Here is a 14917-nt window from a genome sequence, read left to right as displayed (position 1 = left end):
TAGTGTAACCGTGGCTTTAAGTGTGTGCTTATATCACCGAATTAGTCTAGTTCGCTCTCTATTACTACTAACGGCAACCATGCTAGCGCTGTCTTTGCTTGGACTTATTGGCACAACAGGTTGGCTCTGTTACGTACTGATTACCGCAATATTGTCTGTACCTAGTATTCGTCAGACACTCATTAGTCAAAAGGCATTAACAGTATTTAAAAAAGTATTACCTGCGATGTCCCAAACCGAAAAAGAAGCACTGGATGCGGGTACGGTATGGTGGGAAGCCGAGTTATTCAAAGGAAAGCCGCAGTGGGATAAATTACATAACATTGCAGCCCCTAAGCTATCTAAAGAAGAACAAGAATTTCTTGATGGTCCTGTCAACGAAGTGTGTGCAATGGTCAGTGATTACCAAGTCACGCATGAACTTGCTGATCTTCCTCCTGAAGTATGGCAATACCTTAAAGACCATAAGTTTTTCGCCATGATCATTAAGAAGAAATATGGCGGCTTAGAGTTTTCGGCTTACGCACAATCACTTGTACTACAAAAACTCACAGGTGTTTCTGGCGTCCTTTCTTCAACCGTTGGCGTCCCGAACTCTTTAGGGCCTGGTGAATTGCTGCAACATTACGGTACAGAACAACAAAAAGATCATTACCTACCTCGTCTTGCACAAGGCAAGGAAATACCATGTTTTGCTCTAACGAGTCCGGAAGCAGGTTCAGACGCAGGATCTATCCCTGACTTTGGTGTGGTATGTGAAGGTGAATGGCAAGGTGAAACCGTACTTGGCATGCGTTTAACATGGAACAAACGTTATATTACGCTAGCCCCTGTTGCGACTGTTTTAGGGCTTGCATTCAAGCTTAGAGACCCTGATGGATTACTTGGAGACAAGAAAGAACTAGGCATAACCTGTGCTCTTATTCCAACTGACTTATCAGGTGTCGAAATTGGTAATCGTCACTTCCCATTGAACGTACCTTTCCAAAACGGCCCGACTCAAGGTAAAGACATTTTTGTACCAATGGACTTCATCATTGGTGGACAAAAAATGGCAGGCCAAGGCTGGCGCATGCTGGTTGAATGCCTGTCTGTTGGTCGTGGTATTACTTTACCGTCCAACTCAACTGGCGGAATAAAAACTGCTGCTTTAGCAACTGGTGCTTACGCTCGAATTCGTCGCCAGTTCAAACAACCTATTGGTCAAATGGAGGGCGTTGAAGAGCCGTTAGCGCGCCTTGCAGGTAATGCCTATGTAATGGATGCTGCGAGTAACTTAACGGTTGCCGGTATCGACCTGGGTGAAAAACCGTCGGTTATTTCTGCTATCGTGAAGTACCACTGTACTCACCGTGGCCAGCAAAGCATTATCGACGCCATGGATATCGTGGGTGGTAAAGGGATCTGTTTAGGTCCATCGAACTTTTTAGCTCGCGGATATCAAGGTGCTCCGATTGCTGTCACCGTTGAAGGTGCCAACATCTTAACTCGTTCTATGATCATTTACGGTCAAGGAGCGATTCGCTGTCACCCTTACGTATTATCAGAAATGGAAGCAGCTTACTCTGAAAGCTCAGATGCTGTAGAGAAATTTGATACAGCACTTGYAGGCCATGTCAGCTTTACTATGAGCAACTTAGTTCGCAGCCTATGGTTAGGTCTAACAGATGGCCGAGGTTCAAACTCGCCAACCAGCGATGCAACTAAGCGTTACTAMCAACAGCTTAACCGCTACAGTGCAAACATGGCTCTGCTATCGGATATTTCAATGGCAGTGCTGGGCGGTTCACTAAAACGTAGAGAGCGTTTGTCTGCACGTTTGGGCGATATCCTTAGCCAACTTTACTTAAGCTCAGCGACGCTGAAACGCTTTGAAGATGATGGCCGTCAAGTAGAAGATTTACCACTAGTACATTGGGGAATGCAAGACAGCCTAAGACAAACAGAAGTAGCAATCGATGAGTTCTTAGCAAACTTTGCTAATCCAGTTGTTGCACGCTTACTTCGCCTTATTATCATGCCATTTGGCCGTATGCGCCGAGCTCCTAATGACAAATTAGATAGCAAGGTGGCAAGTATTATTCAAACGCCAAGCGCAACTCGTTCACGAATTGGTCGTAATCAATACCTAGAGCCGACTGAGCATAATTCCGCAGGTAAAATTGAACAGGCACTTAGCATTATTCTAAAAGCTGAACCTTTATTTGATAAAGTATGTAAAGAAACGCACAGCCGTCGACCATTCTTGCGCTTAGATCTCGTTGCTGAATTAGGGCTTGAGAAAAACATCCTAACGCAAGATGAAGCCGACCTTTTAACGGAAGCAGAAACACATCGTTTATACACCATTAACGTTGATGATTTTGATCCTCAAGAGCTAGCAGCAAAATCAAGTTACTCAACGATGGATAATGTAGCTTGAACTAATAACTCTATCGACAATATGTAGATAAATAAAAAGGGCAGATTACTGAGTAATCTGCCCTTTTCGTATTTCATGTACTGATAGAGTATGGTTAAAAAGCGTTTAACACGCTGTCTACTATCTATGACTTGATGCTGGGCTAACATTCACTTGTTATCAAACAGCTAGCCTAACCCAAGACCACAATTATGCTATTTAGGCGCTTTCAATTGCATCTCTGGGATCATCCGCTTCGTTGCTGTTAGCTTACGTCGAATAAACCAAATAATCAGGCCAACGATAATCACAACAATATTACCAACACCAATGATGATCATATTTTTCATTCGGTCAGATTCACGCTTCTCAAGCATCATCTTCTCTAACGCTATCCGTTTTTGCTCAGCTAACGCTTCTTCTTGTATTCTTCGAGACTCAGCTAAGTCTACCTCTTCAACAACGCTGTACGTTTGCTCTTTAAGCGTAAACATCAATCCGCGTTGAGTCGCTACATCCGTTGCGTAAACTTTCCCTTTCCAAGAGTAAATGCCAATATCACCGTTATAGTCAAAGGCTTGTGATACTTTCATTTCTTCAGCTTTCGCTTGCCCTTGATTGTAGCTAATAAACTCATCAGGAGAGACATGTTCTAAATGGACAGCAAGACTCCCCGGAGCAATCATGCCTTGCTCGCCAGAAGTCACTATAGAGTGAGGCTTACCTTCCTCTCGTGACTGAATAAAAGTCGTTGAAAATGGGGATGGGTAAACCAACACTTCCTGTTCTTGTGCCCTCAGAAAAACACCGTTCCCCGACGTAATTCTAACTCTGTACTTACCCGGTTCGATTTCAACAGGTAAATCGACCGTGAATACCCCGTCACCGGCATATTCATCAAGCCCTTCTCCATCATCAGAAAACTCCCCTAGTACAGTCGGTACAGGGCGAGCTTCTTTAATCAAGGTTTCTTCGTTCTCAACGAACTTCGTGAAAGTGACCTTCAGCTTTACGCGATCTAGGAAGTCTCTTAGCACCAAAGGTTTACCATCAGAAGATAAACGCGCTGTGAATTTTAGGTTTTCAGTTTGGTAAAGGCGATTAGGAAAGGTATCAGTCGTCAGCACTAAATGTGACAACATCTTAATGTTATTTTTAGGAGTGACTTTACCTACCGCTTGCCATGGGCCAGGCATAGGTTTATCGATAGAAATAATATCCATTGATGACTCTTGGTACCAACGGACATTATCTGCATTTCGCCAAGCGTAATATTTCTTTCCATCCGGTCTAACTAAAACGACCGGTTGAGAGTTTTCAGAGCGATAGATGACAAAAGTTATCTGCTCAATGGTTGAGTCGATTCGAAAACGATTATCCAACAGAGTCATGGTGGACTCTGTTGCGGAAAAAGAACTAAAACTAACCAATAACAAATAACAGGTAATCATTACCCTCAACATAGCATCTCCTACTGACGCCAAAGACAGCTTCCGCTTTTCTCGACGATATCTAACCTATCTTGGTGTGCATCTAGTTCATCGGCCGTAGCGCGTAAAACCTTTAGTACTTTTCGTCCAGTTTGTGCACGGCGGATCTCTTCAACACCACCTTGCTGCCCACTACTAAATTGCAACGACGTTTGGCCACCCGTCATTAGTAGGTAAACGTCTGCTAAGATCTCCGCATCGAGTAATGCGCCGTGAAGTGTACGGTGTGAGTTATCAATGCCGTAACGCTCGCATAAGATATCTAGGTTATTACGCTTACCTGGGAAGATCTTCTTAGCCATTGCTAAGGTATCGGTCACCTGGCAATAGTCGTCTGTCTTGCCTATCGATGGATCAAGCTTCTCAAACTCATAATCCATGAAGCCCGTATCAAAGGGAGCATTGTGAGCAACAAGCTCGGCACCTTTAATAAACTCAAGGAACTCCTTATGAACTTCTTGATAAAGCGGCTTATCAATCAAAAATTCATCAGTAATACCGTGAACTTCTACCGCTTTCTCTTGGATCTCGCGATCGGCTTTAAGGTAAACGTGAAAGTGTCGTCCCGTAAGTTTACGGTTAATGATCTCTACCGCACCGATTTCAATGATTCGGTGCCCTAAATAGTGAGGACCACCTTCAGTATTCATACCGGTGGTTTCGGTATCGAGTACGACAATGCGTTTATTTTTAGCGTTTTTATGTGTTTCAGCATTAGAGCTGTGTTCAGAGTTGTTACTGGTATTCATAAGGATAACTGTGTCAGACTATGCAAATAATGCGCTTGAGGTAATAGTATCAAATCATGACGAAACAAGTTGAAATTTTCACTGACGGTTCTTGCTTAGGTAATCCAGGGCCTGGAGGCTATGGGGTTGTTTTACGCTACAAAGAAGTAGAGAAAACATTAGCAAAAGGCTATACCCTCACCACAAATAACCGAATGGAAATGCTCGCGGCCGTAGTAGCGTTAAAAGCTCTAAAAGAGCCATGTGCTGTTATTCTAACGACCGATAGCCAATATGTTCGTCAAGGTATTACCCAGTGGATCCACAATTGGAAACAGCGTGGCTGGAAAACTGCCGACAAAAAGCCCGTTAAAAATGCGGATTTGTGGCAAGAATTAGATAAAGAAACCGCAAGGCATACTGTCGACTGGCGTTGGGTGAAAGGTCACGCAGGGCATAGAGAAAATGAAATGTGTGATGAACTTGCACGTACCGCAGCTGAAAACCCTTCAGAAGAAGATACAGGGTATCAACCTRGCTAATTAAAGTATTTTGAAATACTGAAACCTTTTACGAAAAAAGCCGCTAGTCGGCTTTTTTCAATTTAAAGATTCTGTGAATTTTTGGCGACTGACACGCATTGGTATTAAAGCTTGCTCCAACTGGGGACCAACGGCGCTTCAAATGCCAATGTGGCTTAATCGGTTTAAGCGGATACGTTCTTTTTCTGGCAACAATAAAATACTGACTTCCAGCGCCTGATGCCCACTCCCCTAAGCTACTTTCAAGCCACGTCCACATTGGTTGGTACTTTTTCATAGGAAATAGCGCGTAGGTATCACAATGAACAACCTGATAATTCAAAACGCCAAGCCAGTCTTTAATTCGGCTTGGTGTATACATTCTGCCACTCCAAGGTAAATCATTACGCCGCCAAGGTAGCAAACTCGAAAGACCAGTAAAGCTAAATGGGTTGAATCCGGTAATAATAAGGTAGCCATCATCCATCATCACCCTATCGACTTCTCTCAACAAGCGATGAGGGTCATTGCTATAATCAAGTTGATGGCTAAGTACTACTGCATCAAAGCTTTTTTCTAAAAAGGGCAAATTATAGCCATCTGCAACCACATTATGTAATGGGTTCTGGATATCTAGGTTTACTTGATGTTGAATGTTACAAGTACAGCTTGCAAGCTCACAGCTCAAACCGCCTAATTTAAGCATATGGTAGCCAAACAACTTAGGGCACCATTCATCAAGGCGAGTTTGTATCGACTCACACACCCACTCTCCGTTATGTAACTGAGACCAGGAGTAAGGACGTTCGATTTTTTTACGGCTACGTGCAGGCTTAATCAACAATCTGTCTCGCTTATGATGACTGGAGAATCAATAATGTTATATATCAAAAGCATACCCGCATTTAATGACAATTACATCTGGCTGATTCAAAATAGCGATCGCCGTTGTGCTGTCGTAGATCCAGGTGACGCAACTCCAGTATTAGAATATTTGCAGGAACATGAGCTAACTTTAGATGCAATCCTGATTACTCACCACCACCACGATCACATTGGTGGGGTTCCAGAATTAGTTCGACAATTTCCAGATGTCGACGTCGTCGGCCCTAAACACGAACCCATTCCAACATTAACTCACCCAGTCGAAGATGGTGACCAGCTTGAACTGTTCGACGAAACGTTTTTGGTTCTGGGCCTCGGTGGTCATACAAAGGGTCATATTGGCTATGTGGGTGATGCAAAACTCTTTTGTGGTGACGTGCTTTTCTCTGCGGGTTGTGGCCGTATTTTTGAAGGCACACCTGAGCAGATGTTTAATTCACTCAATAAGATTCTCGCTCTACCGCAAGAAACTGAAGTGTTCTGTGCTCATGAATATACAGCGAGCAACGTCGCGTTTGCTCTTGCAGTCGAGCCCGACAACGATCTGCTGCATCAGTACCGTGATGATGTAAATCGCTTACGAGCTCAAAACAAACCGACCATTCCAACCACACTACGCCGTGAAAAGTGGGTAAACCCATTTTTGCGCTATACCCAACCAAGTGTCATCAAATCAGTATCAAATCGAACGGGGCAAACCGATCCCCTTTCAGTTTTTACTGCATTACGTGAGTGGAAGAACGAATTTTAACGATTTGACACTTGTCACTCCTATGGGGTGACAAGTATTATCAGCAGCCGTTTATCTAAAAGGCTGTATCATGCGAGTTAAATATAGCTGGGCATTGGCACTACTGCTCTCCGGTTGCCAATTAACTCAGTCAGACAATCAAGACAACGTTTCCGAACAAACTAATCAACCTAAGCCTGATCAAGCCGTTACCGCTGACACCACAGTAGAGCTATCCGTTGACCCAAAAACGCATATAGAAGCTCCTGTTGTTACGCCTCAAAATCAGCAAGACGTATGGAAACGTATTGCTATGCAATTGGAAATGACCGTTCCTGATGACAAGAAAGTCGACTACTRCCGAACTTGGTATCTTAAACACCCTGGTCACCTTCGCACTGTCTCCAAACGCGCAGAACCATTCCTTCATCTCATCACAGAAAAAATCGAAGAACGCGACCTACCGTTAGAATTAGCTCTACTACCTGTTGTCGAAAGCTCTTTCGACGCCTTCGCATACTCTCATGGTAGTGCAGCAGGCTTATGGCAATTCATTCCTGGGACTGCTGAATGGTTTGGGCTTGAGCAAGATTTCTGGTATGACGGTCGCCGCGACGTAGCCGCTTCAACAGATGCCGCATTGAACTACCTTACATACCTAAACAAACGTTTTGAAGGTAACTGGAATCATGCGATTGCCGCGTACAACAGTGGTGGTGGTCGTGTGTCTAGTGCTATTCGTAAGAACAAAAAACTAGGTAAGCCAATTGACTTTTTCTCGTTAGATTTACCGAAAGAGACCAGCAGCTACGTACCTAAACTATTAGCGCTTGCCGATATCGTGGCCAACCAAGAAAAATACGGTTTAACCATTCCAGCCATTGCTAATGAACCTGTTTTAAAATTGGTTGATCCGAAAGAACAGCTTGACCTGGCAATAGCAGCTAACTATGCCGGTATCTCCGTAAAAGAGCTGCAAAGCTATAACCCGGCTTACAATCAGTGGGCAACTGCACCAGATGGCCCTCATCAACTGCTTCTCCCTTTAAACTCCGTTGAACGCTTTAACAAAGAAGTCGAAGCCAACCGCGGTAAAGGTATGAAGTTAGTTCGTTATAAAGTGCAATCGGGTGACAGTGTTAGTGTGTTAGCACGTAAATACAACACCACTTCTAAAGTGATTCGTTCAGCGAACGGGATGACAAACAACAATATCCGCATTGGTCAGCACTTAATGATCCCAACATCGACCAAAAATGACCAAGTGTATGCCTTGAGTGCAGAAAACCGACTGGCTAACACCCAATCCAAATCTCGTGGGAAGTATAAGCTAACTCACACAGTGAAAAGTGGTGACAGCTTGTGGGATATCGCGAGAGCAAACAAAGTATCACACCAATCTTTGGCTAAATGGAATGGGATGGGCCCCCGCGATACTCTGCGCGTCGGTCAGAACCTAGTCATTTGGAAAAACAGCAGTGACGGTGCAATCATCCGAACTGTTTTTTATAACGTACGTTCAGGTGACACCATTAGCGGCATTGCGAGCAAATTTAAAGTAAAGAGCGCTGATATCGTAAAATGGAACACCCTACAGAAGAAAAAATACTTACAGCCGGGTCAAAAACTCAAGCTGTATGTTGATGTAACTAAGGTAAGTGTATGAACCCTTCAAGTAACCCACTCATCATGCTCGTGGACATATTCCGCTCACCAACCGCTTGTTTCTTAGCGCTTTACCAGCGTGGAGCTTGGGGTTGGCAGCCTTATGTTATTTTAATGCTCAGCCCATTTTTATTCTGGGGCGCTTACTTTTCTAATGTCGATTTCAACTGGTTAAGTGCAATTCTTTCTGAGCAACTTGCAGTAGCAAACCCAAGCCAGCTTGAGTTACTAGACAGTAATACCTTGATGGCAAGTGAGATCATCAGCGATGTATTTGGTCGTACATTGGCAATTCTGATGCTTGCTTTCTGGTTTAACCTCGCAGCTAAACCAAGCCAACATCAACATGGCTACTGGAAATGGTTTGCAGCCTCTTCTGTAGTGATGTTTCCTGCTGTTTTAGGTGATATCGCAAGTTACGCTAGCCTACTGTTACAACACGGTCAGGTGATGAGCTACGCCGCTGATTTAAACAGCTTAAACGGTTTAATTAAGCTTCCTTTAACCAGTGATTGGTCTCAGTTTGCAAGTTCACTACCTTTGCTACTACCGTGGTACATAGTACTTGGTTACGCAGCAGTTCTAACTTGGACAGAATTCGAACGAGGCCAAGCTTTGGTAATTTCAGCGCTACCTTGGGTTGGCTACTATCTAATTTGGGCACTCTACCTATTAATCTTTTAGTCGAGATTATTTAGTGCTTTTGAGAAGTATCTAATACAGAAAACCTCACCTTCATTGGATTATGGTCTGAAGCGTCAGTTACTGGCGCTTCAGCTTCTTCTAGCTTTAGCCCTCGATAAAACACATGATCCAATACCAAACCTGAAATAAATTGTGTTCGGTTATCTGGCATAAACATCACTTCGCTTAACCCCACCTTCTGAAGTTCAACTTTCAACGTATTCATACGAGCCTCACTCCAGCTATTAAAGTCACCTGCAAATATCATAGGGCCATGGTGCTGAGCTAACTTTTGCGTCAAAACTAAAAGCTGTTGCTGGTAATCTTCCGTTCCAAAAGTAAAGTTAACCGCATGGATGTTAACGACCGCGAGCTGTTGACCATTATCTAAATCATAAAGCGTCCATAATGCTGATTTAGGTAACTGTAACCAAGGCTCTGTATAGGTAAATCCGCATGCCTGAACTGGAAGTTCCCGAGCTAAACTTAACACACCAGCACTGGTATTAAAGGCCTCAAATGCATTGACCTGATTACTACCCCACCCATTGCTGCTTATCCATTTCTTCAGTTCATCGGTCATACTTGCTTCTTGTAGCAAGACCAGTTGAGTTTCATCTGACAACTCAGTAAGCTCTGCTGACCAAGTTGTTTTGTTCTGCTTGTAGATATTCCAAGTTAATACACTCAACCCATTTACAGTATTCAAAGGTTTAGGTTGAGGGTTATCAAAACAAGTAAACTGTTTTTGCTGAACTGAGGGCGAGCCTGTGACTAACTCTGGCTGAACAGGAATCGTAAATATAGATTGGTAAACAACAACAGTTACAATCGAAATAAGAGCAATAAATAAGCTAATTTTTTTAAACATCGCATCACGTCTATAAAAAGAAAAAGGAGCGATAATCGCTCCTTTTTGAATTCAATTTAAACGGCGTCTTCGTCTTCTTCGCCAGTACGAATTCGTACTACGCGCTCGACATCGGTAATAAATATTTTACCATCGCCAATCTTGCCAGTTTGAGCCGTTTCGATAATGGTATCAACACACTGATCTGCAACTTCATCTGTTACAACAATTTCTAACTTCACTTTAGGAAGGAAGTCGACCATGTATTCTGCACCGCGGTACAGTTCTGTGTGTCCTTTTTGACGTCCAAAGCCTTTTACTTCAGACACTGTCATACCTGTAATACCCACTTCAGCTAGTGCTTCACGCACGTCATCTAGCTTAAATGGCTTGATAATGGCTTCAATCTTTTTCATGTTCATCCCTTAAACTTGGCTATTCGAGCTATTATCGGTTAGCTAATACAAACATTCAATCAAAAAAGCCAGAGCGTGGTTGCTCTGGCTTTCAAAAATTTCATTCGTATAAACTACTTAAGGCTAGAGTAGTAAGCCGCTAAGTTAGCAATGTCAGCATCATTTAGCATTGCAGCTTGCGCTTGCATGACCGCAGCTAAACCACCATTTCGCTCTTTATTTTTATATGCGTTCAGTGATGAAATGATGTACTGCTCATTTTGACCTTTTAAGTGAGGGTAGCCTGGGATCATCGCGATACCATCAGCACCATGACATGCAGCACAAATAGCAGCTTTCGCTTGTCCTGCTGCAGCATCACCAGCTGCCATTACATTTCCACTTAATAAACCCAAACCAACAACTAATCCTAATGCGACTTTCTTCATTGCTATATCCATATTTATTTTTATGTAAAGATAGTTAATATTGTGGCATAAATTATAAAGCCTTGCTCCAGATAAGGTCACAATCTTGACCATCAAATGCTTGATCAACAAATAATCCAGCTACAGCAACGACTTTACCTTTATACATTAATATCGGTGTCCGTCGTCTTAACCAGCTTGGTACCTGGTATTCTTGAAAGAGCTTTTTCAGCTTACGGCTATGCCCTCTGTCGACCGGGTGTGCAGACAAACCTTCAGGATTAAATATTATAGATAACTCATCAGGGTGCTCAGGTAAGCGTATACGGCCTAAACCTTGGTTCGATAATATAACTTTCCCTAGAGAGTCTGGTAATTCAAGTGATTGATTTATTTTCACCTCCGACTGCCAGCTTGATACATCCGACACTTTAGCAACTAGGTATAACTTATTTGCAAAGCGACGAATTGTTCCACCAGCCAGTACTAACTCAGGGTTGGCATCGACTTGCGCTAAAGCGACTTCTTGCCAAATGAGCAGTAACTGTTTTTGACTTGGCATCTGGCACTCTAACTGGCTTAACCACATGCGAATCAACCTAGATCTTAATAAACTAGAGTGCTCTGATAAAGCAGCTATGGATAAGCTCATGTCTGGTTGAACTGCTAACTGTAAGTGATCATTCAGCAATTCATCTAAAAGCATCTCTTGTTCTGCACATAGCTCTGCGCTACGGCGAACCGAGTCGCGAAAGGTTGGCCAACGTTCGACAAGTTGAGGAGTGACTTGATGCCGAACGAAATTGCGCTCAAACCTTTGGTCTTGATTGCTTTCGTCCTCAATCCAATTAAGCTTATGCTGCTCAGCGTATTGCTCAATATCACAACGGGGAACACCTAACAGCGGGCGAACTAGTTCCCCTAAACCAAACCGCTTTCTTACAGCCATAGAAGCTAACCCTTTTGGCCCACTTCCGCGCTTTAAAGCTAATAAGAAAGTTTCAACTTGGTCATCACTATGCTGCCCAGTTAATAGTAAATCACCAGCTTGAACGTTCTTATCCAAGGCTTGATAACGAGCATCTCTAGCCAGTTTTTCAATGCTTTCACTTTGGCTTAGATCCAATGTGACGCTTTCGATAACCAACGGTACATTCACTTTTTTACACTGTTCACTGCAATGCTGTGCCCAGAAGTCGGCATTATCACTGAGCCCATGATGCACATGTACCGCAAAGCACTCTACGCTAGGGTTATGTTCTCTGTAGTTCACCATAAGTTCAAGCATGACTTGAGAATCTACACCGCCACTGTATGCCAATACTAAACGTTTAGGAGAAACAGAAGAACTCTGGATAGATTGGCTGAAAACTTTGAACATGGAACGCATGAATGACCCAGGGGAAAATAGAATAATACATATAATAAAAAAGGGCTGGCACTACGTCCAACCCTTTAAATTCATATTTAGTGGAGTAAACAATTACTCCATTTTTATCAGCAGTAGCCGTAGCTCATTAAGCGTTGGTAACGACGCTCAAGTAAAGCATCATTATCAAACTGCTCTAGCTCTTCCAATTGCTTAACAAGAACCGCTTTCATGTTCTCAGCCATTTGGATTGGATCACGGTGCGCGCCACCTAGAGGCTCTGGAATGATCTCATCAATTAGCTCAAGCTCTTTTAGACGAGGAGCAACAAGACCCATAGCTTCAGCAGCTTGTGGAGCTTTGTCTGAATCACGCCATAAGATTGAAGCACAACCTTCTGGTGAAATTACTGAATACGTAGAGTACTGAAGCATGTTCACGTAATCACCAACACCGATAGCTAGTGCGCCACCAGAACCACCTTCACCAACAACATTACAGATAACTGGAACAGTAAGACCTGCCATTACCTTTAAGTTTTTAGCGATAGCTTCAGATTGGCCACGCTCTTCAGCACCAACACCTGGGTAAGCACCCGCAGTATCGATGAAAGTAATGATTGGCATATTGAAACGCTCAGCAGTTTCCATTAGGCGAAGAGCCTTACGGTAACCTTCTGGCTTTGGCATACCAAAGTTACGTTTTACTTTTTCTTTCGTTTCACGGCCTTTTTGGTGACCAATTACAACAACAGGACGACCATTCAAACGAGCCATACCACCAACGATAGCTTTATCATCGGCAAAAGCACGGTCACCAGCAAGCTCTTCAAATTCAGTAAAAGCATGCTCTAGGTAGTCCAATGTGTATGGACGCTGAGGGTGACGAGCAAGTTGAGCAACCTGCCAAGCCCCTAAATCGCTAAATACTTTTTGTTTAAGCTCTAAGCTTTTTTTCTCTAGTTGTGCAATTTCTTTGTCTAGATCTACCGCAGTTTCACCACCATGACGAGAAACGTCACGCAGCGCTTCAATTTTTGCTTCAAGTTCAGCGATAGGCTTTTCAAATTCTAGAAAGTTCAGGCTCATCTATGAATCCTTGTTGACTCAGCTCTCAAGTAAGTGGAGCTGAATTTAGTTAAATTCGAGTTCTACTTGGCTATTTCCAAGTAGCTGTTTTAATTCGTCTAGTAATGTATCACTCGGCGTTACACGCCATTCGGTGCCCAAAGTTAACCGCGCTCTCGCGTCGGCACGCTGGTAGTATACATTGACTGGTACTGTTCCGGCTCTATGCGGTTCCAAGATTTGACTAAATCGTTCAAAAAATTGGCCATCAATTTGTGATTCATCAATCGAAACCGATAAACCACGCGCATATTTTTCACGGGCGCTTCCGAGATCCATGACCTCACGTGCGGACATTTTAAGCCCACCATTGAAGTCATCAAAGCTGACCTGTCCAGAAACGACAACAATTTTATCTTTTTCGAGAAGTTCTGCATACCTTTCAAGGGCATCCGAGAACAACATCACTTCCATTCGACCACTGCGATCGTCAATTGTCATCAAACCAATTCGCGTTCCGCGTTTAGTTGTCATCACACGAGACGCAATAACAAGGCCCGCAATAGTCAACGACTGGTCACGKCGTGTTGGCGTAGCATCGTTCAAACGGCAGCTGGTGTACTTTGCCAACTCTTTAATATACGCATTAACYGGGTGGCCCGTAAGATAAAGTCCGAGCGTTTCTCGCTCACCTTCTAACCATACTTTCTCAGGCCATTTCGGAACCTGCGTATATTTGTGCTCAACTTCTTCAGGGGCATCCGTCAAAACACCAAACATATCCGATTGACCAAAGGATTCAGCATGATGATGTTGGCTTGCAGCTTTAACCGCATCTTTAAGCGAAGCCATCATCGCAGCACGGTGTGGCCCTAGCCTATCTAACGCTCCCGAGTAGATCAGTTTCTCGATAACTCGCTTGTTTACTWTTTTAAGGTCAATTCGAGCACAGAAATCAAATAGGTCTTTAAAGTAACCACCTTTTTCTCGTGCTTCAATAATGGCTTCAATTGGGCCTTCACCCACGCCTTTAATCGCACCAATACCGTAAACAATCGCGCCTTCTTCATCAACATTAAATCGGTATAAACCTGAGTTAATGTCTGGTGGAAGAAGTTTCAACTTCATACGGATACATTCATCAACCAAGCCGATGACTTTCTCGGTGTTATCCATATCGGCTGTCATTACTGCAGCCATAAACTCAGCTGGGTAGTGTGTTTTCAACCAAAGAGTTTGATAAGAAACCAAAGCATAGGCAGCAGAGTGAGATTTGTTAAAACCGTAGCCTGCAAACTTTTCCACCAAGTCGAAGATCTTCATGGCAAGTTCACCATCAACACCATTCGCTTCAGAACCTTCTTTGAAGGTACCACGCTGCTTGGCCATTTCTTCTGGCTTTTTCTTACCCATCGCACGACGCAGCATATCAGCTCCGCCTAAGGTATATCCCGCAAGTATCTGTGCGATCTGCATTACCTGTTCTTGATACAGGATGATGCCATAAGTCGGTTCCAGTGTTTCTTTTAACGACTCGTGCTGCCATGTTTCATCAGGGTAAGAAACCGCTTCTCGTCCGTGCTTCCGGTCGATAAAGTTATCTACCATGCCTGATTGCAGAGGGCCTGGGCGGAATAAAGCTACCAAAGCGATGATATCTTCAAAACAGTCTGGCTGTAGACGTTTGATCAAGTCTTTCATACC

Annotated in this window: 13 protein-coding genes and 1 pseudogene; 5 read left to right on the top strand and 9 right to left on the bottom strand. The window is 43.5% G+C overall.

The genetic code is table 11. The annotated features are described in order from the left end of the window. On the top strand, window positions 1-2422 hold a 2422-nt coding region (gene fadE, locus L4C33_RS12930), incomplete at its 5' end, for an acyl-CoA dehydrogenase FadE (RefSeq protein ID WP_428812838.1). A gap of 194 nt (window positions 2423-2616) precedes the next feature. Here fadE and L4C33_RS12925 read toward each other — a convergent pair. Together L4C33_RS12925 and dnaQ are read right to left on the bottom strand one after the other, a co-directional pair. Next, window positions 2617-3864 (bottom strand): TIGR03503 family protein, encoded by a 1248-nt coding sequence (locus L4C33_RS12925; protein ID WP_428812837.1) that lies wholly within the window; start codon window positions 3862-3864, stop codon window positions 2617-2619. A gap of 8 nt (window positions 3865-3872) precedes the next feature. Next, complete coding sequence (gene dnaQ / locus L4C33_RS12920) at window positions 3873-4640, bottom strand: DNA polymerase III subunit epsilon (protein ID WP_428812836.1); 768 nt, start codon at window positions 4638-4640, stop codon at window positions 3873-3875. A gap of 56 nt (window positions 4641-4696) precedes the next feature. Here dnaQ and rnhA point away from each other — a divergent pair, with 56 nt between their 5' ends. Next, the gene (gene rnhA / locus L4C33_RS12915; protein WP_428812835.1) at window positions 4697-5161 is read left to right on the top strand and encodes a ribonuclease HI; all 465 of its coding nucleotides are present in this window, start codon (window positions 4697-4699) and stop codon (window positions 5159-5161) included. A gap of 43 nt (window positions 5162-5204) precedes the next feature. On the opposite strand, the gene L4C33_RS12910 is transcribed toward rnhA, so the two are convergent. After that, window positions 5205-5978 (bottom strand): class I SAM-dependent methyltransferase, encoded by a 774-nt coding sequence (locus tag L4C33_RS12910; protein WP_428812839.1) that lies wholly within the window; start codon window positions 5976-5978, stop codon window positions 5205-5207. 39 nt (window positions 5979-6017) lie between these two features. Between L4C33_RS12910 and gloB the strand changes: the two genes are divergently transcribed. The 3 genes and pseudogenes from gloB to L4C33_RS12895 all read left to right on the top strand — a co-directional run bounded on the left by gloB (window position 6018) and on the right by L4C33_RS12895 (window position 9104). After that, window positions 6018-6776: a hydroxyacylglutathione hydrolase gene (gloB, locus tag L4C33_RS12905; RefSeq protein ID WP_428812834.1), complete on the top strand. Its 759-nt coding sequence runs from the start codon at window positions 6018-6020 to the stop codon at window positions 6774-6776. A gap of 238 nt (window positions 6777-7014) precedes the next feature. Next, a pseudogene (locus tag L4C33_RS12900) lies at window positions 7015-8421 on the top strand (LysM peptidoglycan-binding domain-containing protein); the annotation flags it as partial. Further along, window positions 8418-9104 carry a YIP1 family protein gene (locus L4C33_RS12895; RefSeq protein WP_428812833.1) on the top strand — a complete coding sequence of 229 codons (687 nt, stop codon included), beginning with the start codon at window positions 8418-8420 and terminating at the stop codon, window positions 9102-9104. The pseudogene L4C33_RS12900 and the gene L4C33_RS12895, both read left to right, overlap by 4 nt. Before the next feature lie 10 nt (window positions 9105-9114). Here the strand turns inward: L4C33_RS12895 and L4C33_RS12890 are convergent, their stop codons facing one another. The 6 genes from L4C33_RS12890 to dnaE all read right to left on the bottom strand — a co-directional run. Then, on the bottom strand, window positions 9115-9975 hold the full coding sequence (locus L4C33_RS12890) for an endonuclease/exonuclease/phosphatase family protein (protein ID WP_428812832.1): 861 nt from the start codon (window positions 9973-9975) through the stop codon (window positions 9115-9117). A gap of 56 nt (window positions 9976-10031) precedes the next feature. Continuing rightward, window positions 10032-10370, bottom strand: coding sequence for a nitrogen regulatory protein P-II (glnB, locus tag L4C33_RS12885; protein ID WP_004738609.1), 339 nt, complete (start codon window positions 10368-10370; stop codon window positions 10032-10034). Between the two features lie 113 nt (window positions 10371-10483). Beyond that, the gene (locus tag L4C33_RS12880; protein WP_428812831.1) at window positions 10484-10798 is read right to left on the bottom strand and encodes a c-type cytochrome; all 315 of its coding nucleotides are present in this window, start codon (window positions 10796-10798) and stop codon (window positions 10484-10486) included. A gap of 52 nt (window positions 10799-10850) precedes the next feature. Further along, window positions 10851-12167: a tRNA lysidine(34) synthetase TilS gene (gene tilS / locus L4C33_RS12875; protein ID WP_428812830.1), complete on the bottom strand. Its 1317-nt coding sequence runs from the start codon at window positions 12165-12167 to the stop codon at window positions 10851-10853. Between the two features lie 107 nt (window positions 12168-12274). Next, on the bottom strand, window positions 12275-13234 hold the full coding sequence (gene accA, locus L4C33_RS12870) for an acetyl-CoA carboxylase carboxyl transferase subunit alpha (protein WP_428812829.1): 960 nt from the start codon (window positions 13232-13234) through the stop codon (window positions 12275-12277). Window positions 13235-13279: 45 nt separating this feature from the next. Further along, window positions 13280-14917, bottom strand: a 1638-nt coding sequence (dnaE, locus tag L4C33_RS12865) for a DNA polymerase III subunit alpha (protein ID WP_428812828.1), incomplete at its 5' end; no start/stop codon positions are given.

This window comes from Vibrio makurazakiensis (assembly GCF_050337375.1).
Taxonomy (GTDB): domain Bacteria; phylum Pseudomonadota; class Gammaproteobacteria; order Enterobacterales; family Vibrionaceae; genus Vibrio; species Vibrio makurazakiensis.
Note: the sequence above shows the minus strand (reverse complement) of the source record. Positions and strands in the feature narration are given on the sequence as shown.

Bases quoted from the DNA above. Each gene is read 5' to 3' on its own strand.
- dnaQ (WP_428812836.1), bottom strand. From the start codon at position 4,640: ATGAATACCAGTAACAACTCTGAACACAGCTCTAATGCTGAAACACAT.
- L4C33_RS12890 (WP_428812832.1), bottom strand. From the start codon at position 9,975: ATGTTTAAAAAAATTAGCTTATTTATTGCTCTTATTTCGATTGTAACT.
- L4C33_RS12895 (WP_428812833.1), top strand. From the start codon at position 8,418: ATGAACCCTTCAAGTAACCCACTCATCATGCTCGTGGACATATTCCGC.
- L4C33_RS12880 (WP_428812831.1), bottom strand. From the start codon at position 10,798: ATGAAGAAAGTCGCATTAGGATTAGTTGTTGGTTTGGGTTTATTAAGT.
- glnB (WP_004738609.1), bottom strand. From the start codon at position 10,370: ATGAAAAAGATTGAAGCCATTATCAAGCCATTTAAGCTAGATGACGTG.
- tilS (WP_428812830.1), bottom strand. From the start codon at position 12,167: ATGCGTTCCATGTTCAAAGTTTTCAGCCAATCTATCCAGAGTTCTTCT.
- gloB (WP_428812834.1), top strand. From the start codon at position 6,018: ATGTTATATATCAAAAGCATACCCGCATTTAATGACAATTACATCTGG.
- L4C33_RS12925 (WP_428812837.1), bottom strand. From the start codon at position 3,864: ATGTTGAGGGTAATGATTACCTGTTATTTGTTATTGGTTAGTTTTAGT.
- accA (WP_428812829.1), bottom strand. From the start codon at position 13,234: ATGAGCCTGAACTTTCTAGAATTTGAAAAGCCTATCGCTGAACTTGAA.